General features: G+C 33.5%; 28 protein-coding genes and 1 other annotated feature. Of the genes, 3 read left to right on the top strand and 25 right to left on the bottom strand.

Annotated elements, in window-relative coordinates; all coding sequences use genetic code 11:
• Nucleotides 1-67 precede the first annotated feature (67 nt).
• Both RR643_RS02120 and RR643_RS02125 read left to right on the top strand, forming a co-directional pair.
• On the top strand, nt 68-877 hold the full coding sequence (locus RR643_RS02120; RefSeq protein WP_332482177.1) for a gluconate 5-dehydrogenase: 810 nt from the start codon (nt 68-70) through the stop codon (nt 875-877).
• Nucleotides 878-897: 20 nt separating this feature from the next.
• A complete protein-coding gene (locus RR643_RS02125; protein ID WP_332470136.1) occupies nt 898-1,536 on the top strand; it encodes an RpiB/LacA/LacB family sugar-phosphate isomerase in 639 nt (212 codons plus the stop codon).
• A gap of 47 nt (nt 1,537-1,583) precedes the next feature.
• On the opposite strand, the gene RR643_RS02130 is transcribed toward RR643_RS02125, so the two are convergent.
• The 23 genes from RR643_RS02130 to rapZ form a co-directional block, all read right to left on the bottom strand.
• Nucleotides 1,584-4,892 (bottom strand): glycoside hydrolase family 2 TIM barrel-domain containing protein, encoded by a 3,309-nt coding sequence (locus tag RR643_RS02130; protein ID WP_332482178.1) that lies wholly within the window; start codon nt 4,890-4,892, stop codon nt 1,584-1,586.
• A gap of 10 nt (nt 4,893-4,902) precedes the next feature.
• Nucleotides 4,903-5,403 carry a flavin reductase family protein gene (locus RR643_RS02135; protein WP_332470134.1) on the bottom strand — a complete coding sequence of 167 codons (501 nt, stop codon included), beginning with the start codon at nt 5,401-5,403 and terminating at the stop codon, nt 4,903-4,905.
• A gap of 110 nt (nt 5,404-5,513) precedes the next feature.
• The gene (gene rplA, locus RR643_RS02140) at nt 5,514-6,191 is read right to left on the bottom strand and encodes a 50S ribosomal protein L1 (RefSeq protein ID WP_332470133.1); all 678 of its coding nucleotides are present in this window, start codon (nt 6,189-6,191) and stop codon (nt 5,514-5,516) included.
• 4 nt (nt 6,192-6,195) lie between these two features.
• Nucleotides 6,196-6,618, bottom strand: coding sequence for a 50S ribosomal protein L11 (gene rplK / locus RR643_RS02145; RefSeq protein ID WP_332470132.1), 423 nt, complete (start codon nt 6,616-6,618; stop codon nt 6,196-6,198).
• Nucleotides 6,619-6,776: 158 nt separating this feature from the next.
• On the bottom strand, nt 6,777-7,769 hold the full coding sequence (gene msrB / locus RR643_RS02150; protein ID WP_332470131.1) for a peptide-methionine (R)-S-oxide reductase MsrB: 993 nt from the start codon (nt 7,767-7,769) through the stop codon (nt 6,777-6,779).
• Between the two features lie 106 nt (nt 7,770-7,875).
• A complete protein-coding gene (gene nusG, locus RR643_RS02155; protein WP_332470146.1) occupies nt 7,876-8,448 on the bottom strand; it encodes a transcription termination/antitermination protein NusG in 573 nt (190 codons plus the stop codon).
• A 1-nt stretch (nt 8,449) separates the two neighbouring features.
• Complete coding sequence (gene secE / locus RR643_RS02160) at nt 8,450-8,635, bottom strand: preprotein translocase subunit SecE (RefSeq protein ID WP_332470145.1); 186 nt, start codon at nt 8,633-8,635, stop codon at nt 8,450-8,452.
• 12 nt (nt 8,636-8,647) lie between these two features.
• A complete protein-coding gene (gene rpmG, locus RR643_RS02165) occupies nt 8,648-8,803 on the bottom strand; it encodes a 50S ribosomal protein L33 (RefSeq protein ID WP_078710981.1) in 156 nt (51 codons plus the stop codon).
• A gap of 107 nt (nt 8,804-8,910) precedes the next feature.
• A complete protein-coding gene (locus RR643_RS02170) occupies nt 8,911-9,543 on the bottom strand; it encodes a hypothetical protein (protein WP_332470144.1) in 633 nt (210 codons plus the stop codon).
• 12 nt (nt 9,544-9,555) lie between these two features.
• Complete coding sequence (gene rlmB, locus RR643_RS02175; RefSeq protein WP_332470143.1) at nt 9,556-10,275, bottom strand: 23S rRNA (guanosine(2251)-2'-O)-methyltransferase RlmB; 720 nt, start codon at nt 10,273-10,275, stop codon at nt 9,556-9,558.
• Between the two features lies 1 nt (nt 10,276).
• On the bottom strand, nt 10,277-10,660 hold the full coding sequence (locus tag RR643_RS02180) for a Mini-ribonuclease 3 (protein WP_332472671.1): 384 nt from the start codon (nt 10,658-10,660) through the stop codon (nt 10,277-10,279).
• Complete coding sequence (gene cysS / locus RR643_RS02185; protein WP_332482179.1) at nt 10,660-11,994, bottom strand: cysteine--tRNA ligase; 1,335 nt, start codon at nt 11,992-11,994, stop codon at nt 10,660-10,662. Before cysS ends, RR643_RS02180 begins: the two co-directional genes overlap by 1 nt.
• A gap of 37 nt (nt 11,995-12,031) precedes the next feature.
• Nucleotides 12,032-12,217, bottom strand: a binding site (T-box leader).
• 33 nt (nt 12,218-12,250) lie between these two features.
• Nucleotides 12,251-12,970 (bottom strand): hypothetical protein, encoded by a 720-nt coding sequence (locus tag RR643_RS02190; protein ID WP_332482180.1) that lies wholly within the window; start codon nt 12,968-12,970, stop codon nt 12,251-12,253.
• A gap of 78 nt (nt 12,971-13,048) precedes the next feature.
• Nucleotides 13,049-13,243, bottom strand: coding sequence for a GYF domain-containing protein (locus RR643_RS02195; protein WP_332470139.1), 195 nt, complete (start codon nt 13,241-13,243; stop codon nt 13,049-13,051).
• A gap of 4 nt (nt 13,244-13,247) precedes the next feature.
• Nucleotides 13,248-15,278: a helix-turn-helix domain-containing protein gene (locus RR643_RS02200; protein ID WP_332470138.1), complete on the bottom strand. Its 2,031-nt coding sequence runs from the start codon at nt 15,276-15,278 to the stop codon at nt 13,248-13,250.
• A gap of 180 nt (nt 15,279-15,458) precedes the next feature.
• The gene (gene gap, locus RR643_RS02205) at nt 15,459-16,475 is read right to left on the bottom strand and encodes a type I glyceraldehyde-3-phosphate dehydrogenase (RefSeq protein ID WP_332482181.1); all 1,017 of its coding nucleotides are present in this window, start codon (nt 16,473-16,475) and stop codon (nt 15,459-15,461) included.
• 175 nt (nt 16,476-16,650) lie between these two features.
• Nucleotides 16,651-17,817, bottom strand: coding sequence for a MalY/PatB family protein (locus RR643_RS02210; protein WP_332482182.1), 1,167 nt, complete (start codon nt 17,815-17,817; stop codon nt 16,651-16,653).
• A 66-nt stretch (nt 17,818-17,883) separates the two neighbouring features.
• Nucleotides 17,884-18,798 carry a GNAT family N-acetyltransferase gene (locus RR643_RS02215; RefSeq protein ID WP_332482183.1) on the bottom strand — a complete coding sequence of 305 codons (915 nt, stop codon included), beginning with the start codon at nt 18,796-18,798 and terminating at the stop codon, nt 17,884-17,886.
• On the bottom strand, nt 18,791-19,714 hold the full coding sequence (locus tag RR643_RS02220) for a DUF2156 domain-containing protein (protein ID WP_332470093.1): 924 nt from the start codon (nt 19,712-19,714) through the stop codon (nt 18,791-18,793). Before RR643_RS02220 ends, RR643_RS02215 begins: the two co-directional genes overlap by 8 nt.
• Nucleotides 19,701-20,006: a hypothetical protein gene (locus tag RR643_RS02225; RefSeq protein ID WP_332470092.1), complete on the bottom strand. Its 306-nt coding sequence runs from the start codon at nt 20,004-20,006 to the stop codon at nt 19,701-19,703. Before RR643_RS02225 ends, RR643_RS02220 begins: the two co-directional genes overlap by 14 nt.
• 33 nt (nt 20,007-20,039) lie before the next feature.
• Complete coding sequence (whiA, locus tag RR643_RS02230; protein WP_332470091.1) at nt 20,040-20,993, bottom strand: DNA-binding protein WhiA; 954 nt, start codon at nt 20,991-20,993, stop codon at nt 20,040-20,042.
• A complete protein-coding gene (locus tag RR643_RS02235; RefSeq protein WP_332470090.1) occupies nt 20,972-21,958 on the bottom strand; it encodes a gluconeogenesis factor YvcK family protein in 987 nt (328 codons plus the stop codon). The genes whiA and RR643_RS02235 overlap by 22 nt, the downstream gene beginning before the upstream one ends.
• Nucleotides 21,948-22,814 (bottom strand): RNase adapter RapZ, encoded by an 867-nt coding sequence (rapZ, locus tag RR643_RS02240; protein WP_332470089.1) that lies wholly within the window; start codon nt 22,812-22,814, stop codon nt 21,948-21,950. The genes RR643_RS02235 and rapZ overlap by 11 nt, the downstream gene beginning before the upstream one ends.
• Before the next feature lie 127 nt (nt 22,815-22,941).
• Between rapZ and RR643_RS02245 the strand changes: the two genes are divergently transcribed.
• Nucleotides 22,942-23,652 (top strand): zinc metallopeptidase, encoded by a 711-nt coding sequence (locus RR643_RS02245; protein WP_332470088.1) that lies wholly within the window; start codon nt 22,942-22,944, stop codon nt 23,650-23,652.
• 16 nt (nt 23,653-23,668) lie between these two features.
• Here RR643_RS02245 and RR643_RS02250 read toward each other — a convergent pair whose 3' ends face one another.
• Together RR643_RS02250 and RR643_RS02255 are read right to left on the bottom strand one after the other, a co-directional pair.
• The gene (locus tag RR643_RS02250; RefSeq protein WP_332482184.1) at nt 23,669-24,994 is read right to left on the bottom strand and encodes a DUF308 domain-containing protein; all 1,326 of its coding nucleotides are present in this window, start codon (nt 24,992-24,994) and stop codon (nt 23,669-23,671) included.
• Between the two features lie 139 nt (nt 24,995-25,133).
• Nucleotides 25,134-25,964, bottom strand: coding sequence for an HAD family hydrolase (locus RR643_RS02255; protein ID WP_332482185.1), 831 nt, complete (start codon nt 25,962-25,964; stop codon nt 25,134-25,136).
• Nucleotide 25,965 lies beyond the last annotated feature (1 nt).

Raw genomic sequence — 25,965 nt, forward strand, 5'->3', positions numbered from 1 at the left:
AAGCTGAAGTTGAAGCCCTATGTCAAGGGGATGCTTCAGGTCGAGTACAAAGATAGGAGAAAATAAAATGACACAATTTAATATGAATGCCTTCTCATTAGATGGCAAAGTAGCATTAGTAACTGGGGGATCTTATGGTATTGGATTCTCACTTGCATCAGGATTAGCACAAGCAGGTGCAACAATTGTCTTTAACGATATCAATCAAGACTTAGTTAACAAAGGTTTAGCAGCTTATGAAGAAGCAGGTATCAAAGCTCATGGTTATGTGTGTGATGTAACCAATGAAGAACAAGTTCAAGCAATGATTCAACAAATTGAAACTGAAGTAGGCGTCGTTGATATCCTCGTAAATAACGCAGGTATTATCAAACGCGTTCCAATGCACGAAATGAGTGTTGCTGATTTTAGAAAAGTTATTGATGTTGATTTGAACGCTCCATTTATTATGGCAAAAGCTTGTATTCCTTCAATGATTAAAAAAGGACATGGTAAAATTATTAATATCTGTTCAATGATGTCAGAATTAGGAAGAGAAACAGTAAGTGCATATGCAGCCGCTAAAGGCGGATTAAAAATGCTTACAAAAAACATCGCATCAGAATATGGCGAAAGTAATATTCAATGTAATGGTATTGGACCTGGATATATCGAAACTGTACAAACTGCTCCATTACGTGAAAGACAACCCGATGGAAGCCGTCACCCATTTGACCAATTTATCGTTTCAAGAACACCAGCTGCACGTTGGGGTGTTGCAGAAGATCTAATGGGACCTGCAGTATTCCTTGCAAGTGATGCAAGCAACTTTGTAAATGGACATATCTTATATGTAGATGGTGGTATCTTAGCTTATATTGGAAAACAACCAAACTAAAGAAAAAGGGAGAAATTAAAATGAAAATCGCATTAATTAACGAAAACTCACAAGCAGCAAAAAACAGTATCGTCTATAACGAATTAAATACTGTTGCATCAAGTTTTAATCACACTGTACATAACTACGGTATGTATTCTGCAGAAGATACTCACCAATTAACTTATGTAAAGAATGGTTTATTAGCAGCAATCTTACTTAACTCAAAAGCAGTAGACTTTGTAGTTACAGGTTGTGGTACAGGGCAAGGTGCAATGCTTGCGTGTAATTCATTTCCAAACGTATTATGTGGGCACATTACAGATTCATTAGATGCTTATCTATTTGGACAAGTAAATGATGGTAACTGTATCGCTATGCCATTTGCACAAGGATTTGGTTGGGGTGGAGAATTAAATCTTCGCTACACATTTGAAAAACTATTCTCTGAACAATTCGGTGGTGGTTATCCAAAAGAACGCGTTATCCCTGAACAAGCAAATAAAAAAATCTTAGATCAAGTTAAACTTGTAACTCACCAACCAATGATCAAAATTCTAAAAGAGATGGACCAACAATTCTTAAAAGATACAATTGATTATCCTGAATTCAAAGATTTATTCTTCGCTAATTGCCAAGATGAAGAAATAGCTACTTACCTACAAAACCTATTAAAATAATATCCTCTTCCCAAAAACAAAAAATGTGATTGAATTCAATCGCATTTTTATTTACTTGGTTGAAGAACAAACGAAAACTGTATTGTCTTTCCTTGTTTTATTTTGTACTGTTCAAGTGGTTCTGCACCCCAACTACCATTGCCTAAACCACGTTGATACGCATCCAAATGAAGTACGTATTTTCCATTATGTTCGAGTTCAACAATATGTTGCGCATTGCCTATTTCTTCATCTGAGTAAGGTAAGATATTTACACCAAAACTTTGATTTGAATTAATCATCAATGCGTTGTCATCTCCAATTAGTTTGAGCCAACGAACATCGGTCTTATTGCCACTATCTTGTGGTTTTAGATATGTATCATTAAACCATTCATTCAGGGTTGATTGATAGATACCCACAAAGGTCGCAGTATTACGATCTACATAATTTTCAAATGGACCTCTTCCATACCACTCTGATGTATTTATGTTATTTACATCAAACACTATTCCAATTCTTGCAATTTCACCTACTGATTTAACTGAAGGTACATCCACGGATGTATCTATTTTTATTTTTCCTTCTCCATCAATCGTATATGTTGTCATAACATTCGAATTCACCGATTCAATCAATCCTTTAGTTTGTATAGTTACTAGTTGATCTTTATGATTTATGTTTATACTTTCCAAGACAAATGATGTCTCAGCGTGTTTAACTTCATCACTAAATCCAATATCATTGGATACAGGAGCTCGATAAAAACTAACACGTGGACCATTCTCTAAAACTAATTCACCATTCAGTAAATATTTAGAAAATAATCCCAACTTTTTATCAAACGTAATTTCAAAGTTATGACCACTTATTATAATTTCTTGATCATTTTCATCAAGATTAATATTCTGATTTTTTTCTATCTCTACATCATACAAATAATCTTGTAGTATAAACTGTTCACTCGAACAAATATCACCTTGATTACCACCGTAAATATTGTTCCATAACTGATCTGTTGTATAACGAACATTCACATTGAATAATAGCTCACCATCAACTGTTTTTAAATTAGGCAACGATAATTGAATCTCTTTTGTTTCTAATGGAGCAACATTAATTTCTTCTTTATTTAGTGTTTTTTTGTATAGTTCAATTCCGTTATGTAATATCTGTATATCTACTTGATATTCATTTAAGTTTGTCGCAATATTTTCATTCGTTACTTTTAACACTTCGTTTTTATACTCAAATTGAAAATTTTGTTGAACCTTCTTTACTTCTTCAATCTCTGCTTGCGGCACACGATTAGCGCTAATCAATCCATTCCCGCAGAAAGCACCATCATGTAGCAATGTTCCCCAATCACTTCCATATCCAAAGTATTCATTTCCATCATCAACCGTATAAATAGATTGATCAATAAAATCCCAAATAAATCCACCTTGAGTATTTTTATATTTTCGATAAGCATCAAAGTATTCTTTAAAATTACCCATCGCATTTCCCATACCATGTCCATATTCTGATTGGAAGAAAGCATTCTTCTCTTTCTTACCGTATTGGTTAATTTGATCAAGTGTCCAATATTGACTACTCACAACATCTACCATCGATTCTTCTCGTGTATTTCCAATTCGATTATCTCGTTCATATACCCTTAATCTACTTGGATCACGTTGTAGAACCCACATTGAAGAAACATAAAACGGATAATTCTCATCCATTGGATATTCTTTGTAAGTTGATTCATTGCCCAATGACCAAAATAAAATACTGGCATGGTTTTTATCACGTTCCACCATACTCTTTGTACGATCTAAAATAAGTGGAGTATAAATCGGATTATTACCTGGTACTCCTAATTCTTTTTCTCCGATATGTGTTTCGATATTCGCTTCATCCACAACATATAAACCTAACTCATCGGCTATATCATAAGTTATTTCTTGATTTGGATAATGCGACGTTCTAAATGCATTGATATTATAAGATTTCATTAATTCTAAGTCTTGGATTATTTCATCTTTTGTAATAGCACGTCCATTTACTAAACTTGTTTCATGACGATTAACACCCTTCAACATGATTGGGCTTCCATTTAATAATATTTGTGATAGACCATCTACTTGATTAATTTCAACTTCTCTTATTCCGATACGTGTACAAATTGTTTCAATCGCATTTCCTTGATCATCAATCAGTTGGATAAGTAAACGATATAGATTCGGCTTTTCACTACTCCATAATTTTGGTGAATCTATTTGAATTATTTGATTGATTGTTACTCCTTCATCTTTTACGTTTTGATATGACGCTAATGATTCTACTTTTTGTATGATTGGCTCCTTTAAAACTGATTCATCTTTTACCTGATCAATCACATCAAAAGAAAGCGTATAGTTATTTTTTATTTCTGATGATAAATTTCTTACTACAGTATCAACATTTAATTCTGCTTGTGTATAATCATCGTTGCATTGTGTTCTCACAAAGAAATCACGTATCTCTACTTCATCTTTTGAATATAGTAAAACATCTCTAAAAATCCCACTTAGTCTAATGAAATCTTGATTCTCAAAATAACTACCTGTTGACCAACGATAAACTTCTACCGCTATTGTATTTGTTCCTTCTTTTAAGTAGGGAGTAATATTGAATTCAGCCGTTGTATAGCTATCTTCACTATATCCAATACGTTCACCGTTAATATACACATAGAACGCTGATTCTACTCCTTTAAAACTCAGGAATATATTTCTATCTTTCATTGTATCATTCAGTTCAAACTCACGTTTATAATGTCCTACGCTATTCATCGCCGTAGGTGCAAGTGGTTCCCCTTGCCAACCATATTGAATCTCTTCATAGTTTAGCCACGGATAAATTTGATTAATATAAATTGGTTTCTCATATTTGAATGTACCATCTTCATTGCGTTGTGTTTGAATATTGGATGGTATTGTTATGTCTTCAAACTTCGTATCATCCCAATCTTCCCAATATGTAAATGCATCATATCCTGCAATATTTTTTAATCGTTCTGCGGGTTTGGATGCATAGTAAAAACGCCATGTTCCATTTAATGATTGAACATAGGGTGACGAACTAAAATCCACATTATCTAAACTACTCATCTCTGCAAGCAGTGCTTCTTCTTTGGATGAGTAGGGTGTAAAACTAGCATGCGCTAATTCACGATTAATTTCAAAAATATCATAGCGGTCATACCATTCTTCACTTGCGAATGATGTATCTGGAGTTAGTGGAACAATACTGGGTCTTGCAGTACCTTCTGGTTCAACAAATTGTGATGTTGCTTTCGTGCAACCACCTAGAAGCACTAGAATACTTAAACACAATACTATTTTACGCATTCCTGTCCTCCTAATCTTTTACTAATACGCTTGTTATCTCTCCTATAAATACGCGATGAAAATCCTTAGCAGGATATGATTCATTTTTTACTTCATCACTTACAAACTCTTCATCTTTTAAGTCATGTACGTATAGTTTTTTACAAACAAAAACAAGCTTAGCTTCATTGATAATCGGAGTGTCATCTACAAGACTTGTCGTCATTCCACATTCACTTATTTTATCAAATTCTCTTCCTGACTTTGTTCCTAGATATCCCAATTCTTTTCTATATTTTTCATCAAAAAATGCAACTGAGAATGTATCTTTATCATTCATAAATGAATATGTATAACGTTGTGGTCGAACATATACAGTCACAATATTTTTATTCCATAAATGCCCCATTTGTATCCAACTAGCAGTCATTCCATTTACTTTATTATTACTTTGAACTGTTACAACGCCCCAATCTTTAGAAATTAATTCAAACACATTATTATTTAAATCTGAAATATTTATTTTTTTCATCGTATTTACCTCTTTCAAATTATACCAAGGATTTATCTATATACAAATACTTCATCTCTTTATTTCATAATATGCAACAAAAAAGAATGTCTAGCGACATTCTAATTTAACTATTCAACTGTAACTTTAATTCCAGGACCCATTGTTGTTGCAAGAGTAACAGATGTCATATAGATACCTTTTACTGCAGCAGGTCTTGCTTTTGCGATTACATCGTATAGAGATTTGAAGTTTTCAGCAAGTTGTTCAGCAGTAAATGATACTTTACCAATTGCAACATTGATGTTTCCTTCTTTATCAACACGGTATTCAATTTTACCTTTTTTGATTTCACTAACAGCTTTAGTTACATCCATAGTAACTGTTCCTGTTTTAGGATTTGGCATTAAACCTTTAGGTCCTAAAATCTTACCTAATTTACCTAACTCACCCATCATATCTGGAGTAGCTACGATAATATCAAATTCAAACCAACCTTTTTTAATATCTTCAAGAATTTCTTTTCCACCAACGAAATCTGCGCCAGCATCTTTAGCTTCTTGTTCTTTAGCACCTTGAGTTACAACTAAAACCTTTTGAGTTCTACCTGTTCCGTTTGGAAGCACGATAGCTCCACGGATTTGTTGATCAGCGTGACGAGGATCAACATTTAAATTGAAGCAAGCTTCAACAGAAGAATCGAATTTAGTAGTACTTGTTTTCTTTGCAAGTTCTACAGCTTCTGTGTAGCTATATGTTTTGCTGCTGTCGATTAATTTTGCAGCTTCTAAATATTTTTTACCAGCCATCAAATTAGTCCTCCATGCCTTCTACAACAATTCCCATATTACGTGCAGTTCCTGCAATAATACGCATTGCTGATTCAACATCATTAGCATTTAAATCTGGCAATTTGTATTCAGCGATTTCTCTACATTGGTCCAATGTGATCTTTCCTGCTTTAACTGCCTTAGGGCTTCCTGATGCTTTTGCAACTTTTGCTGCTTTCTTTAATAATACTGCAGCAGGTGTTGTTTTTAATACGAATTCGAAAGACTTATCTTCATACGCAGTAATGATTACTGGTACGATGTCTCCTCCACGTTCCTTAGTAGCATCGTTAAATGCTGAACAGAATTGTGGCATGTTGATACCAGCTGAAGCTAATGCTGGTCCTGGTTTTGCTCCGCCAGCTGGAAATTGTAGCTTGCAGACTTTTGCAACTTTTTTACTCACTTGACATACCTCCTATATTTGATTGTCAGTGCAGTGGTACAATGGACTAGTTGCAGTCCTCCCACGCAAAGAATGCACACATGTGCATTAAAAATAATACCTCAAACTAGGTAGATAGTCAACTATAACCTAATAAATAAAGGATATTTCGCTAGTTTTTATGAGAAAATACCTAACAAGTAACCATATCCCTCTTTTTCCATGTTAACTTTAGGAATAAAGCGTAAGGATGATCCATTTATACAATATCGAATTCCATTAGGTGATACTGGATCATTCTCAAATTTATGTCCTAAATGAGAGTTACCTACACGACTTACAACTTCCGTACGAATCATACCGAAGGAGTTATCTTTCTTTTCAACAATTGTATTTTCATCAATCGTTTTATCAAATGCTGGCCATCCACACCCACTATCATATTTGTCTTTCGAAGAAAATAATGGTTCACCTGTAACGATATCTACATAAATACCTTCCTCAAATAACTCATCATATTCATGTGAGTATGGTTTTTCAGTAGCTGCTTTTTGCGTAACATTGTATTCAATATCGGATAAATTCTTACTGATTTCATCCTTTTCAGGTTTCTTATATTTCGATGCATCCACAACGATATTCTTTACTTTATCAAATTCAAACTTTGAAATATGACAATATCCAGTTGGATTCTTATCCAAGTAGTTTTGATGATATTCCTCTGCTTCATAGAAGTTTTCCAATGGTTTCACTTCTACCACAAAATGCGATACTCGTTCCTTTTCAATGGCAACCACTCTTTCAACAATAACCTTACTCTCTTCATCCGAATAATATACTCCTGTTTGATATTGGCTACCTCTATCATTTCCTTGACGATTTTCTATCGTTGGATCAATTACCGAGAAATAAGCATACAGTATTGTCTCTAGACTTACTATTTTTGGATCATATTCTACGCGCACCGTTTCTCTAAATTCTGTATCACCATTACATACCTGTTGGTATGTTGGTTTAGTGAGATTTCCATTGGCATATCCAGAAGTCCCATCAAGTACACCAGGTATGCTTTGTACAAGCTTCTCAAGACCCCAAAAACAGCCACCAGCCAAATAAATGACTTGTACCCCTTCTTTTACTTGATAATTTGAATCACTTCCAATTTTATTCATATATAAACCTCGCTTTTCATCTAACTATAGGTTACTCAACTATTATTGCCAAGGCAATATATATGCCCAACCAAAAGAAAAACAGAAGTCAATGACCTCTGTTTTATTAATAATCAGCTTTAATTAAATCCGAGTAAGAAATATCCGTAGGTGTTTCACGTCCAAATAGAATCGTAAGTACAGATGCAATCTTAGTTTGATCATTCATTGCATTTACTTTACCTTCCATGCCAGTGAAAGGGCCAGATAAGATTTTAACTGTATCCCCAACTGTGAAGTCAACATTAACAACAGTGTCTCCGATACCAATTCTTCTTAAGATAGAATCAATTTCATCAGGAGATACTGGGAATGGTTTTGCTCCTCCCCCAGATGATCCGATAAATCCTGTAACCCCTGGTGTATTACGTACAACATACCAAGCATCATCAGTCATGATCATTTCTACAAATAAGTAACCAGGGAAAAGATTTCTCATCTTTGTAACTTCTTTTCCATTCTTATATTCAATTTCAGTTTCTTCTGCAACTAATATTCTAAATAAATAGTCAGTAATACCCATTGATTCAACACGACGTTCAAGGTTTTCTTTAACACGGTTTTCATGTCCTGCATATGTATTTACTACATACCATCTTTTTTCAGTTTCATCGATATACGGTTTCATTGCTTCTGTCATACTATGCACCTATTCCAATCAACTTTAAGAAGAATGTGATTAAGAATTCACACCCAACAAAGAATGCTCCAAAAAATATAATAAAGATTAATACTTCACCAGTACTTGACATTAAATCTTTACCCTTTGGCCAACGAACACGTTTTGCCTCTTTTGTTACTCCACTAATACTAAACCATTTCAACATTGTATTATCCTCCTACTTTGTTTCTTTGTGAAGGGTGTGTTCTCCACATTTCTTACAGAACTTCTTTAATTCAAGTCGTTCGTTAGAACTTTTCTTATTACGATGAGTTGTATAGTTACGCGACAAGCACACCGTACACGTAAGAATTACTTTATCTTCTTTTGCCACGATTAAAACAACTCCTTTCAGTTTCTACGCTAATTAACTCTACCATAAAGGTTATTCCCAGTCAATAAAGTCATTCTCAATCTATTTTAATTATTTTAATAAAAACATCACCGTTTTGTGATGTCTTTATCCTGATAAATACTGGCTTTTATTAGTTTTTTTACTTTTTGTACTCGGTTATCATAATTTTTTTCATTTTGTCCAATGATCTTTGATGCTTTAACATATGGACAATCAACTAAGTATAAATCTAACACTTGTTTATCCAAGCTTGATAAATTTTGTATTACTTCTCTGACACGTAAGGAAGCATCTTTATATTCCAAATAATACACTGGATTACTGCATCCTTCAAATGATCTTACTTTAGTAGAAAATGGATTCTCTTCATCTACTCTAATTGTATCTAATGATATCGAGTAAAGATTGTGATTGTCTGACATCCTTAAGTGATGCCTCAACAGTGTTTTTACTCTGCGTTGCGCACAATAATAAACAAATGTACCAAACTTACACTTATTTTGAATGTGGAAGCAATGTATTGAATCTGTAATTGCTACTAGTGCTTCTAAAACAAAATCATCGCGATACATTTCCAACAACAAGTTACCATTTAAACTTTCTTTCACTATTTTTCTAGAGTATGGTGTGTACTTGTTGATTAAAGCATTTAATGCCCATTCATCTTTTTGCATACAGTAATACAACAATTCAAAATCATTTTGATAACAAAGCCACATGTTTCTTCTCCTCTACAAAGGGAAACGTTTGTTATAAACCTCATACATTAGAATTCCACATGCTACAGATGCATTTAGAGATGATATTTCTCCTACCATAGGAAGTTTTACTAAGAAATCACATTCCTCTTTAACAAGTCGAGAAATTCCTTTGCCCTCATTTCCGATGACTAAAACAATCGGTGTATCATATTTAGGTTGACGATAATCTTGTGCATTTTTCATATCCGTCCCAACAACCCAATACCCTTTATCTTTTAATTGTTTTAATGTTTGTGTCAAATTCGTTACATCTGCGACAGGTACTGTCTCAATTGCTCCAGCTGATACTTTCGCAACAGTCGATGTTAATCCAACTGCATTGTTTTTCTTAATGATAATTCCATCAACACCCACTGCATCAGCTGTTCGTAATATTGCACCTAAATTATGTGGATCTTCTAATTCATCCAACATTACTAAGAATCCAAGTTTATCTTCTGGAATCGTTGAAAGAATTTGGTCAATTGAAACTGTCTTGTATTCTTCGACTTTTGCGATGACTCCTTGGTGATTACCACCTTCAGCTAATTTATCCAAATGTTTACGATCTACTCTTTCAATACGAATTCCTTTTTTTCGTCCTGCTTGCTCAATATCTTTTTGATTATCTAGAACATAGAGGACATCAATCTTCTTATTGTCTTTTAGTAATTGTTGAACCATATTTTTCCCATATATATATTGTGCCATATTATACCTCCACAAAAGTCCTGACTTTGTCCCAACATGCATCTAATCTATCTTTTTTCTTTTCTACATACCAATACCCTAATACCGCTTCAAATCCAGTTGATGTACGATAGGTTGTTACATCCGTATTCTTAGGTACGCTATCACTCTTGTAGTTTCTTCCACGTTTAAAAATATCTAATTCATCTTCAGTGAAAAAATCCTCTTCAAGTAACTTATGGTAAAAACTGGATTGTGCTTTTGCGCTTACAAAACGAACGCTTTTTGTTTGTAAATCATTTGCCCTATTATATCCTTTTTCTACTAAATATTCTCTTACATACAATGACCAAACAGCATCCCCCAAATACGCTAAGGTACTTCCAGAGATTTGATTCGTCTTCATTATAGTAATCCTCTTTCAATCAATTGACTTCTTAATTTATCTGCTTCATCAAAATTCTTTTCTTGTTTCGCAAGATTCCATTTGTTAAATAATTCTTTATCATCCTCAGTAAGTGTAAGACGAAGATACTCAATCCCCAATACATCTAACATTTTTTCAATCGTCACAATATATTTACTTACTTCATTTGCATCAACATCTTTAACACGTAAAACTTGATTTAACTTCTTAACTGTTTCAAAGATAACCGCATAAGCATTCGGTGTATTCAAATCATCATCCATAGCATCTAAGAATTGTTGATAAAGTTCTTGATCCATTTCATTCTTAATTTCTTCATTTGCAAGCGCAATTTTTACAGTTGCTTGTTTAAGTGGATTTAGCACTTTGTCCAATTCTTTTTGCGCTGTTTCAAATACTTCATCACTAAAATTTAATTCCATACGGTAATGCACTGACAACATCAACCAACGTACAAGTTGCGGACTAAATTGATTCAATACATCTTTTGCCAAAGTAAAATTCCCAAGTGATTTACTCATCTTAACACCATCAATATTGATCATTCCATTGTGTAACCAGAAATTCGCAAGTGTTGTATTGTGTAGTGCACGGCATTGTGCAACTTCATTTTCATGATGTGGAAAACGTAAATCCATTCCTCCACCATGAATATCAATTAAGTCTTTACCAAATTCCTTATTAATCATAACAACACACTCAGTGTGCCAACCAGGTCTTCCTTCTCCCCATTTGGTATTCCATTTTATACCCATGTCGGTTTTTTTCCACAACGCAAAATCAAGTGGTGATTCTTTTTTATCATTTTCTTCAATTCTTGCGCCAACTTGTAAATCATCAATATTTTGATGTGATATTTCCCCATATGAGTCCACACTATTTACTCTAAAGAAAACATCTCCATCAGCTTCATATGCATGTCCTGTTTCGATTAACTCTTCAATGAATTTGATAATCTCATCCATTGTTTCTGTTACTCGTGGTGTCTTATATAAATCATGAGCGTTTAATTTATGACGTACATCATTATAAGCTTGGATATATTCTTCCGTTATTTCAGCTTCATGTTTGTGTTCTTCATTTGCTTTCTTAATAATTTTATCATCCACATCTGTGTAGTTTGATACGTATTTAACTTTGTATCCTTCTGCTTCAAAAACACGTCTTAGTGTATCAAAGACAATAATCGGTCTCGCATTACCAATATGAATGTGGTTGTAAACTGTTGGTCCACAAACATACATACTTACCTCTCCATCAATCAATGGTTTAAACTCTTCAATCTTTAATGTTCTTGTGTTGTATAATCGCATATGCTTTTCCTCCTTGCAATATAAAAATGGCATCCTATAAAAAGACGCCATTGCGTGGTTCCACTTTTCTTACTTCTCAAACTCTTAACGCGAGAAACGTTTTATCCTACATATCGGACAAACCCTCATAGATGCATTTCAAACTTCACCGCACTAACTGTTCCACCAACCCAGTTATCTCTATTGATTGATTTAGTTTTACTCTTCTAATCATCAGTTTCTATAAGTATAACTTACTTTAATTTTACAAACAAGGCTATTTTGTATGGGCACGTTTAAATTGAATTTTTTGTAACCAATCCTTTTGTGTCTTCATCGAAATATACCCCACAACAGATACAACTAAAGCTCCCGCTGCATCTACCATTAAATCTTTCATTGTATCCATTAATGCTGCTCTACCTACTAATTCAGTTCCATTTTCTAACATGAACTTTTGCATATTCAAATGCAAGATACCATCAAACGTGAATTCATAAATTTCCCACACAACCCCTAAAGTTACCGCAAAACAAAACGCAAAGATTGCGACAAATAAGGGAGATAAATTCATAGGTACTTTATCATTTTGATTGAGCAAAGAAACAAACGAGAACCCAAGAGCTCCTAGCATTCCCCCACTAAATGTATGTAATATTGTATCCCAATGATTTACTGTATAGTAATAACTTCTAACCTCACCCAAGAAAATAGCACAATACAAGAATATAACATATAAAATCAACATGTAACTCGGAATGATTACTTTAAATTTCTTTTCAAATATACTTGGTAATACCATTGCTATAATTCCCAATAAACATTGGAAAAACATCAGCGTGTAATCTGACTTCACACGTGTGAATTGCATACCTGTTTCTAGTGAGACTGGTGACACAACCATCTTAAATCCAATGAAGATAGTTGAAATCACTAAACTTGCCATAACAAATATAAATAAAACTTTTTCCCAATTGATTTCTTTTAATTTTTTCATCTTTTTCACCTGTGATATATTTTACCTTGTAGTTTTTAATTATACAAGTATATCTATACATAATAAAAGAGTGATTTCTCACTCTTCAATATCTTTTTCTGGAATATAGAAACTGTAAACACTATCTACAAGTCTCATCCATCCCTTCATTTCGGGATTCCATATTTCATATTCTTCATTCACAATTTCTTGGCGAATTAAACGAATAAGTTCTTCTTCAGTGAAAGGTCCACCTTTACGTTTTGTACTACGTACATACCATATTTTATCCATTTTCTTAGCCTCCTATTGCTACACATGCATTTTTATCTGGTGCAAGTTGAGTCCCTTGAGGACATGTGCATTTTCCTGTCACCGAATCAAATGTACCTCCACTCGTAGCACAACCATCCGTATCAGGGAAAGGAGTCGCTGTTGGTGTTGGAGTTGGTGTTGGCGCTACTTTTGCTTTATAACGTACTGTAATCTCTTCATTCTTAGATCCCATTGTACCTTCTACAACAGTTCTCAACGCTTCATATCCATCAATCTTAGGACTTTCTACACGATAAGTATCCCCTGTGTTATATGTCATAACATAATCTTGATAAATCTTTGAGTTAACATCATCATCATATACATATTTAATCGTAAGGGTAAATGATGGCGTTACTGTTGGTTCTGGTGTTGGAGCTGTATAATTGAAATCCACAGTAAATGCTTCAGAATTTAAGTTCTTATCTGTATTTGAAGAAGCAATAATCGTAATGACATACTTTTGACCATCTGTTAATTTTGATTGATCAATTGTTAATGAGTTTTCCACAGCCTTAGCCGTATATACTGGATTTGTATCAATTGACACTTCATAATAATCAGCGCCCTCTACTTTATCCCATGTTATTTTAATTTTTGTTTTATCATAACTCACTTGTAAGTTTTTAACTTTTTCAAGTTGTTCAGTTGTCGTCGTTTCTGCTTCATTCGTATATTGGTTGTATTGGTTATCACCAGTTCCTACCATCTTACCTGATGTTGTAAATCCAACTAAAGTGTTGTTGTAAGCCGAAATAACACCAATGCTACTCCATTGTTCAACAGCTTTCTTTAAGTCTTCATTATTTGTAGCGATTTGCACTTTACCATCACTACCGAGTCCTGCGATAAACCCATTACCCACTGCTACTTGTGTAATATTTTTAAGTGTTGATACATTTGTTGCTACAGCACCACTGTATGAAACAGTTGTAACTGTTTGTGATGAACTAAGGAATGCAACTTCATTTGTACCAATCGAAACACTCTTTACATTTTTATTCGATTCCATTGAAGCAGAATTTGTTACTGTTCCTGCTACCTTAACATTTCCCGCAGAATCAATTCCAATTGTAAATCCATTCCCAGCTTCAACATCTACTATATTTTCCCATTGATCAACATCACAAGCGCCTTGTGCAGTGTCCCCAACACAAACTACCTTTCCATCATCAAGGGCAGCTACAGTGTGTTTAGCACCAATTGCTACATCCACTGCTTTTTCAATCTTACTTACATCCAATTGTCCATTTGTATTAGATCCAGCACCTACTACAGTACCGTCAGCTTTAAGACCTACTACAGTATCTTTATAACTATCAATTTTTACTAAGTTGTTAAAGTCTGTCATTTGTATCCCTTGTCCATATGTCGCTACGTTATGATCATCACGAATATAAACTGTAAATTTTTCAGTTGTGCTTAAACGATCTGCTTGAGATAGTTTTAGATTCAAACCATCTGTACCCTTATTCATATTTAAAAGAAAGAAAACTAATCCGATTAAGACAACCGCACCAATTACACCACCAATAATCATAAATAATTTTTTATTATTTTTTGGACTCTTCTTTGTAGTTTTTTGATTCATGTCTACACGGTGAATTGGAGTCACTGGTTTTTGTTGTACTTCTTGTGGTTTTTGTTTTACTTCACTTACGCGTTTAATTTGCGCAGTTGTTTCATTTACAACATGTGCTGCTTTTTGCGGATTAACCATAAGTGGAATATCTATTTCACTTGGTTCACTATCTTTCATAAACGGAATTTGTATACTATCTTCCAATGATAAATTAGGCAATGCAATATCAGTTGAATTCTTAAGCATATCATCTAACGAAACTTGGAAGATGCTTGCTAAACGTTTAAATTGAGCAAGGTTACAGATTGCACGTCCATTTTCCCAGCCCATATATTCAACAACATTTACACCCATTTTATCTGCTATTTCTTGTTGTGAAAAACCGAAGTGTTTTCTTAACAATAATAGTTTTTCGGGTAATTTATTTACCATGTATGTCACTCCTTAAATTTCTTCGTCCTAAGACCACTTTTATTTTACTTGCTTTTTACCCTTTTAGCAAATCTTTAGTTCACTTTTACCCTCAAGTAAAAGGTTTTAACGCTTTAAATCAAGTTATGAATAAAATAAAAACCGATAGATTTCTCTACCGGTTTCATCTTCCTACATTTATTATTTAATGTTTGCGAAGTATTTGATTGTTCTAACCATTTGGCTAGTGTAACTATTTTCGTTATCATACCAAGAAACTACTTGTACTTGGAATGTATCGTCATTTACTTTAGTTACCATTGTTTGTGTAGCATCGAATAATGAACCATGTGATTCACCAATGATATCGCTTGATACTAATTCTTCTTCAGTATAACCGAATGAATCATTTGCAGCAGCTTTCATTGCAGCGTTGATTCCTTCTTTAGTTACGTCTGTTCCTTTAACTACAGCTACTAAAATAGTAGTTGAACCTGTAGGAACTGGAACACGTTGTGCAGAACCGATAAGTTTTCCGTTTAATTCAGGAATTACAAGACCGATAGCTTTAGCTGCTCCTGTTGAGTTAGGAACGATGTTGCAAGCTGCAGCACGAGCACGACGTAAGTCACCTTTACGGTGAGGTCCATCAAGAACCATTTGGTCACCTGTGTAAGCATGAACTGTAGTCATGATACCACTTTGAATAGGTGCAAATTTGTTTAATGTGTTAGCCATAGGAGCTAAGCAGTTTGTAGTACAAGATGCAGCTGAGATAATTGTATCTTCAGCAGTAAGAATACCTTCGTTTACTCCAAATACTACTGTTGGTAAATCATTTCCAGCAGGAGCTGAGATAACAACTTTTTTAGCACCAGCAGTGATATGAGCTTCTGCTTTTGCTTTTGATAAGTAGAATCCTGTACATTCAAGAACTACATCAACACCTAAATCTCCCCAAGGAAGTTTAGAAGCGTCTGCTTCTTTGAAAATCTTAATTTCTTTACCATCAACTGTAATTGATGCTTCACCAGCTACAACTGTGTGGCCATCGTAACGACCTTGTGCTGAATCATATTTTAATAAGTGTGCAAGCATTTTTGGATCTGTTAAGTCGTTGATTGCTACAACTTCATACCCTGCTGCTCCAAACATTTGTCTGAACGCTAAACGTCCAATACGACCGAAACCATTAATTGCTACTCTAACATCTGCCATTTTAATTGACCTCCTCTATGATGCAATAAAATTATAGTCTTTTTTAACCCCAATTGTCAATTGTGAAAAAACTAATTATTAACCCAAAAAAGCCTATAAATGCGCTGTTTAAAGCAATAAAGCGCTTACATATTTGAATTAATTTTTTTATCTTTTTTTTATCCCTTTTTAATTCCTATATTTTATTCACAAAACACTTCTTGAATCTTTCAATTACCTCAAATATAACACTTGTTGGGCAAGCCAAATTGATGCGAATAAACCCAGTTCCATTATGACCAAAAGTTGATCCACGATCCACAAAGATTTCTTCTTTATTAAGCATTTCAATCAATATATCTTCACTATATCCCAACCCATTACAATCTAGCCATGCCAAATAAGTACCCTCAAGATGAAAAAGAGTACATGTTGGTAACGATTCTTCTATAAATTTCTTAAATACATCAAAATTATTTTGAATGACTTGAGTTAACTCATTCTTCCATACACGTCCTTCATTAGAATAAGCACCCATACATGCATGATAACCAAAGTATGTTTGATAGTGCACATCTTCATTCTCTAGGTGTTCTTCAAGTTTCTTTTTAATGCCTTGATTTGGAATGATAATATTCGCTAAGTTAAGACCTGCTAGATTAAATGTTTTACTTGGTGATGTACATAAAATCACATTATCTTTCATTAAGTTTGCAAATACTGTATGTTTTCCATCTAATATAAAATCAAAATGAATTTCATCTGCCACAACAAGTAAATTATTTTTTTCTGCTATTTCTTGCACACGCTTCAATTCTTCAATTGTCCATACTCTACCTATTGGATTATGTGGGCTACATAAAATCAACATCTTTGCTGATTTTGCTTTTTGTTCAAGATCATCAAAATCCATTTCATATCGACCACCCACAATCCTTAATGCATTTTCTACACAGTTGCGTTGAGTATGATTGATGATTTTTTTAAATTGGTGATATACCGGTGTTTGAATGATGATATCATCCCCAACTGACGTAAAACAATTCACGATATGATGAATCGCTTGAATTACACCAAAGGTTTGTAGTATCCATGCTTCACCACAATCAAATTGATGTTCCTCTTTTAACCAATTCACGACAGTCTTTGTATAACCATCAGGACATGATGTATACCCAAATACACCTTGATGATGCATTGCTTCTTCAATTTGACTCACAACACTTGGGCATGCCACAAATTCCATATCGGCAGTTGATAATGGTGGAATTGTGCAAGGTTTATTTAATATCTTTTCTGCATTTTTCCATTTCAGTGAACCTGTTCCTGTTCGATTCACAACTGTATTAAAATCATATTTCATCGTTTTGCCTCACTTTATATTTAATATCATACACCAAAACCAAATTAAAACTCCATCAAAGGAGTTCTAATAAAATTCATTCATATAAAGTGGTCTACCACTTGATGCAAAGACTTCATCAATCGTTGTTGCATTAACTTGATACAATCGATTAAATAAATCAAAGTCATTCACTCTTGCCATTGTAAATCCATAATCTTTTACTTCAACACCTGGATATAAAATTCTCAAATCTTCCACTTCACTCGTATGTACTTTCACAATACCTCTAATTTGAAGCGCTAGGTTAATTAGTTTAGTTAAAGCAAGACTGTTTAAGTAAATACATTCTTCCATGACTACTTCTTTGTTTGTGAATAGACAAACTGCATAAGCTTGAAGATGTCCTTTTTCATTGTAGTAACCCAATATCTTTCCACCCTGTGCAGCACTTTCTTTCTTCATTTGATTGAAGTTTTTTACATCACGGATGTAGTATCCATTAAAACGTTTTACAAAGGTTGCATAAAGTTGAAGCATATCTTCACTACTTACATTGTAGCTGCACCCTTCATTACTAATCTTTTGAACATGATTACGAGTGAAAGTTGTCTCTTTGTGATTATAAACCATCTTAAAACCATATGGTTCATACAATGCTGGATTATAAGCTTGTATGCATGTTATTAGTTCTTGATGTTCAATTTCATCAATTGCAACTTGCATTAATTTTTTCATATTACCTTGTTTTTGATATTGTGGTAATGTCGCAACTCCAACAATCATTGATGTACGAATTACACGGTTATTAAACATCATCTCATGAGGGATACGTTGCAATGATGATTGTACAATTCCATTTTCAATTAAAATAACTGTATTTTCTGGTTTGTATATTTCATCAAAATAGTATTCAATGTACTTTTCTTCTTCTTGAGGAAAACATTGATACCACATTTTCTTAATTGTATTGGTTTGACCTGATTCTACTTTTTTAATCACTGTTTTCACCCTCTCTGCATAATCGATATTTCTCAATCATAAATTCTGGATAATACGCCATCTTTGCTTGTCTTAGATTATCATACCCCATGTCATCTTCACGATTAACATACTCATAATTACTAAACTCATGACTCAAAAATTCTTTCATAATCGCTTGATACAACCCACGAATATTTGGATCTGCTTTTTCTATGTTTTCTTGACACATTCTATCCGATAGAACCGAGCCAATCGCAAAAGCTTTGATTTCCCCATCAATACGAATACATCCACCGCGATAATCTACAACTCCAAATAAATCTAAGATTCTCATTGTACCTTTGCGGTCTGATTGTAAAAATGCATCTCCATCTTCTGCTTTCCAATTTTCTAAGAAAGCTTTGCACTCTTTCGCATTCTCTTGATTCATTGTTTCATAGACAAAACGATTTTCATAATCTTTATAAAATGCGTTTAAGTGATTTCTTTTCTTCTGTAATTTCTTACCGCTAAAACTCATCAACTTTTCAACACGATAAACATAATCATAACTCTCTCTAGCAGGGCAAGCACAGTACTCAGGATAAATTTTAAGTACTTTATCCATTGCCTCTTTAGTGAAGCAACTTAAGACAAACTTTACTCCATAATGATCAAATATGGATTTCGCTTTGATAATTGCTTCATCAAAATATGTTTCTTTACATAAAGGCATATAAAGAAATAATTCACCTTCGTGAATCCCTAACAACAACATATAGTGTGCATGTTCAACACAAAACAGTGGATACCATTCTAACCATAAAATCATATTCACTAAGTTGTGGTTACTCTCTTCGTAATGATTTATCGCCAGATGCTCTTGAATGGTTTTCCATTGTTCAGAGGAGACTGGCAAAAAATCATGATACATTTCTATCTCAATTTCTGTCATCATCCTGACTTCTTTCCGTGTATTCTACGTCAATGACATTCCCCGTGTTAATTGGTTTTTCTATATTTGAGTCATCCTCTTGTTGACGTGGATTTTGAAATGTTGTTTGTTGTTCTTGTTGCGATTCATAATAAGTCGTATCATCACTATTTTTAAATGCCTGTTTTGCCTTGTGATTTAGGTACACAAATATACCCACAATAAATAGACCAAATACTAAAATCAGTGGCCAAAATATTTGAAATAAAACTACGAATGTAAATACTGTTAGTAAAAAATATATTAATCTCATATCATTTTCCTCCATTCCATTATAATGTACAAATTAAGAATGTACACTAGTTTGCATTTTAATTTTATCTGCAAGTTCTTGGATTTTGGTAAAACGATGTTTCATTCCTGACTTGCTCATGACGACACCTTTTTGTCGTTCATACTCTTTACTGAGTTCATTTAGACTTAATTCAGGATTCTCTTTTCTTAATTGCACTATCTCAACTAATCGCTCATCTAACATCTCGAGTTTACCTGCCTTTTCAATAACTTCTATATCTTCAAGTTGTTTCTTGGCAGCATTTTGACTCTTAACTTCATTTGCTACTTCACAATTGTCTAAGCGCGTTAAACTATTTTTGAAATCTCGATGAATACGTATATCTTCAAATTTCATAAGGGATTCAAAAGCACCAATAAGTCGTAAGAAGTCGGCAATTTTATCTGCAGCTTTGATATAAACAACGACTTGATTTCTTCTTGTTATTGATTTTGCAGGTAATTCAAAACGATTCATAACCTTCACTACAAATTCCGCATGCTCACTACTACTCGTACCAATCTCCAAATGATAACTTGATCGTTGTGGTGCATTGACACTTCCCATAGCCATAAAAGCTCCAGCTAAATATGCTCTAGCACAACATTCTTTCGTTACAATGCTTTGTAAAGGACGAGATAGTAATCCTCTTGTTGAATATAAGCCTAAATCTTCTAATATTTCTTTTGCTTTGTTTAATACACGTATGTAATAAATATTGTTTTTCTTTAGATTCATTTTTTTCATTACTGATAAATCTGTTTCAACACCATAACATTCTTTTAGCATTTTCCATGTTCTTTTTGCAGTTGTTGCATTTTCTGTTTTGATTAATAAAGTTAATCCTTTATTTGATATTGATAATGTTGAACACAGTTGTATTAAGGCAGATAATTCTGCTTTCTTGCAACAATCTTTTAATTCATTTAATGCAATCTCTTGTTTTACTTCTGTTGTAAATGACATGTATCTTCCACATCCTTCAATAAGCTTTCTACGACTGATTTTATTTTCATACTATCATGTCGTACTAAATTGTTAGAAAAATCAAGTAAACTTTCCTCAACAATTTTATAGCTATGTCTTTCTCTTACAATTCGTACCGGTGTACTATTTTCTTCTTCATATCGTTTAGTAATAAACTCTGGAATTACATCATTCGCAACCACAACTTTTTCTACAGGTGCTCCATGGTCAATCAACGCATCCACATGATCTTCAACATCATAGTTTGTCGTTTCACCCGGTTGTGTCATTGCGTTACAAATATATATTTTTTGTCCTTTGGCTTGTTGAAGCGCATCTTTAATCTCTGGAATAATAATATTAGGTAATATGCTTGTATAAACCGAACCAATACCATAAATAATGAGATCTGCATTTTGAATTGCTTCAATTGCTTTCTCACTTGCACGCACATCATCTTGGTAGAACACACGTTTAATACGGTTATTAATTTTAGGAATATTGGTTTCTCCTCGCACAATCGTACCATCTTCCATCATCGCAAAGAGTGTAATGACTTGAGATGTCGATGGAATAATATCACCTCGTACATTTAAAACTTTAGATAAAATTTCAACACTCTCCACAAAACTTCCGCATGATTGTGTTAATGCAACTAAAATCAGATTACCTAAGTTATGTCCTAAAACATCTTGTTCAGGATTCACTTCTAATTCACTAGATACAAAACGATAATCCATTAGTGTTCCAAGTAATGATTCACTTTCCGCTAAAGAGATTAATACACCTCGTATATCTCCCATCGCAGGCATATTGAAAAATTGACGTAAACGCCCTGTTGATCCTCCATCGTCCGCAACTGTTACAATTGCAGTAATATCGATGTTCTCAATGTGTTTGATACCTCTTAGTATTGTTGATTGTCCATGACCCCCACCAATAACCACAACTTTTTTATTTTTCATTAGTAAAGTCCTTTTTATCTCGGTGATCTTTATAACAATTGTATTTAGTATGGTATAAATCAAAAAGATAATTTGTAATTGCTACAGACCGGTGTTGTCCACCTGTACATCCAATCGCAACCGTAAAGTGATTCTTACCTTCTTTAACATATTCTGTAAATGCGTAATCTAAAAATGATACCAAACGCTTAATGAATTCTTTTGTTTGATCATTATCCATGACATAATCATAGACTGCTTTATCATCACCAGAATACGGTCTTAACTCTTGCACCCAATATGGATTTGGTAAAAACCGTACATCCAACATTAAATCTGCATCCATAGGTACACCATTCTTGTATCCAAAAGAAACAAAACTAATTGAAAATGTTGGACCTTCTCTTAAGTTAAAGTAACTCTCAATCTTACTCTTTAATACCTTAAAATCTGTGAAAGTTGTATCAATAGTTACAAATGTACTATCTTTTGAATTCATAAACATTTGACGTTCCACATTGATTGCTTCTTCTAGCGTATTTACTGTATTACTAATTAATAATGGATGTGTTCTTCGTGTTGATTTATATCGATGTAGAAGCACATCATCTGATGCATCTAAGAAGAGTACTCTTACATCCATATCTGCTCCTTTAAACGCTCTTAAAAACTCTGGAAAATCCATCGCAGAAGTTGCAAGTGCAGTAAAGTAAAAACGAGGATCTGTACTTGATTCTATAACATCAACAAGATTCGTTAAAATTTGAACTGGGAATTGATCAATGCAATGATATCCCATATCTTCTAGAATGTTGGTTGCACTGGTTTTACCTGCACCCGACATCCCACTTACTAAAATCACTCTTTTTTTATTCATGGTTTTCACCTCATTTTTATTCTACCACGTACCCTGGTGTTTCTCAACGAATACCATAATGTTCACATAATCATTTGATACAATAGTCTCTCACAAATATGATAAACTTGTTGAGGAGGATATGATTATGTTTTTCTATATCGATTGGTATTATATTTTATTAGTTACCCCTGCTGTTATTTTCTCATTATGGGCAAGTTCACGAGTAAATAGCACCTATAAACGCTTTTCAAACCAATATTCAAGAAAGGGAATTACCGCAGAAGATGCTTGCCGTAAAATCCTTGATGAAAATGGTTTAACCGGAGTTCAAATTGTACATGTACAAGGTCACTTAACTGATCATTATGATCCACGTCAAAATGTTATCCGTTTATCTGATTCTGTATATGGCAATACTTCAACTGCTGCAATTGGTGTTGCCTGCCATGAAGCAGGTCACGCAATTCAATACGCACAAAACTATGCACCCATTAAATTTAGAGCTGCTATTGTCAATGTTACAAACATTGGTTCTCGATTGTCATTCCCTTTGATCCTTCTTGGTATCTTCTTATCATCTAGTGGTCAAATATGGATTAATGTTGCCTATTTTGGTGTTGCCTTATTTGGTCTATGCGTCGTATTCCAACTAGTCACACTACCAACTGAATACAACGCTAGTAGTCGCGCCATCTTAGCGCTTGATCAAAGTGGTATTCTTGATAGTGACGAACTTGAAGGTTCTAAGAAAGTACTAAACGCCGCTGCACTAACATATGTCGCTGCATTATCAGTAACTGTTATGCAATTTTTACGTCTATTATTAATTGTCGGTCGTCGTGGTAATAATGATTAATAAAAGTTGACTAACGTCAACTTTTTTCATGTTCAATAGTAACACTGTGATGATAAGTTTGTTTCGATATAACAATCGAATTCTTCAAACGATATTGTTCATTGAGATAGTCATAATATGATCCTGGTGACATAATTCCATTTGGATTTGCAGCTGCAATTCCTGTTGCACGAATTACATAGTCAGATAGTTTTACACAATTTGTTGTTAAGACAAAATATGTTTTGAAACTTGTATCCTTAAATTTATACATTGATGCATGTGTTGCTTTATACAATTCGCTCGCATAATCATTAGGAACTGTTTCACTTTGATATTTACCTTCTTCATATTTTTGATACAAACTTTCCCAAGGATAAACATGTGTAAATAATTCACCCAAGCGATCTCTAATCGCTTGTTTTTGTTTATCCGTTAAACTTAATCCAAACGCAAAGATTGAATCTCCGGTAGCCTTAGCACAGAATTTAATATATTCATCACGATTGTTGGTTACAAACAAGACTCCATCACCGATGGATCCAAAAAGTTTTGAAGATTGAAAATCATAATTTCCATAACAATATATTTTACCTTCAAAGTACAAATCTGCATGCCCTATTGTTCCAAATCCTTTTTCCGTAACATGCACAAAGATTTCAATATCTGGTATTTTATCTACTTTAAAGCTATCTTCTTCAATTATTCCATCATCATCAATCGCAACTAATTTATTAATATAACTAATTGCTTTTTTAGGCATCAACATTGTCATGAATACTGGTAAATTTACTCGAATTCGTTTTTTGAATCGATTTGTTTGTTTAATTGGTGCTACTTCTACAATAAAATCCCCTAACAAAGAGAACCCGTAAAATATACAGAATATTCCAGTAATTAAAAACGCTCTTCTCTGATTCATACCTGGAGCAAATAATAGTGGTAATGCAAATAAGTAAATCACAACTGCACTAAGCAAGACCATACTTCTACCAGGTGTTTTATTTGACCTTTGAATAACATAGTCAATTGTTTTCACTATCGCAATAATTAAAATATAAACCCCTAAAAATAATGCATATAGTGTTGAAAATTGATTGATAAACGCAAGAAATGTAAACCCAAATACAATGGGCATAAAACCTCTTATAGCTTTTGAAAAACTAAAGTTATTTAAACATCCTAAAAGTCCTGTAACACCCATAACCATGGAATATCCAAAGATAATGAGGCGTACAACTTTAGGTATTTCTGTTTTCCAAATTAAAAATGACACACCAGATATAATATAGAGAAATGCTGTAAACCCTAATGATCCAACCCCAATATATTGTCTTACTAATTTTCCTTCTATTTTTTTCATATAAACTAAACTCCTCTAATAATTTTAGTATAACTCGAAAATGAATTAATGGTAACTTTATACTCTGTTATTAATCATCTCACTCTAAAGAATACAAAAGAGATGTACACCGTTATACATCTCTCTTTCAAATTATTAATTATTTACTCAATTCTTCAAAATGTTTGAAGCAATAATTTGCTACACCCGACTCTTCATTTGAAGTGGTGATTGTATCTGCAATTAATTTCAGTTCGATACATGCATTTCCCATAGCTACTTTAATTCCTGCGTTTTGTAGTAGCGTTACATCATTATTCGCATCTCCAAATGCAACTACTTCTTCACAATTTACATCGAGTCTATCACACAGCCATTTTAACGCATTACCTTTTGATGCTTTTTTGTTCATGACTTCTATGTTAGTTTTCAGTGATGATGATGTAGTTAGTTCTGAGAACTGCTTTGTAATATCAATTACCTTACGTTTTGTATCATCATCTTTATAGAAGATATTCAAGCGATCAATTTGCGAACATGAGCGTATAAATTGAATCATATCATTCTCTACAATTTTTCTACTTGATATCACATAATGATATATTCCTTTATCTAAGTTAAACTCATGCAACCGCTCCATTACGCTTTTTTGTGTATATACTTCATTGTTCGAAAAGATATCAAATGTAATGTCAAAATGTTTTAGTTTGTTATATAAATCAATAACCAAGTTATTTGAAAGTCCACAAAAGAATAATTCTTTTCTATCCTTAATACTATAGATAGAAGAACCATTACCACAAATTGCATATAAAACACTTGGATGATCGACGATTTCTTGATTCATTCCAGATAATAGTCTTCCTGATGCAGGTATGAATAAAATATTATATTGATGACACTTTTCTAGTAACTCATAATTTTCTTGAGATATCTTTTTATCTTCTGTTAGAAAAGTTCCATCTAAATCTGATACAATCATCTTCAACATG

Origin of the sequence: Anaerorhabdus sp., assembly GCF_036637135.1 — a bacterium.
GTDB lineage: Bacteria > Bacillota_I > Bacilli_A > Erysipelotrichales > Erysipelotrichaceae > Anaerorhabdus.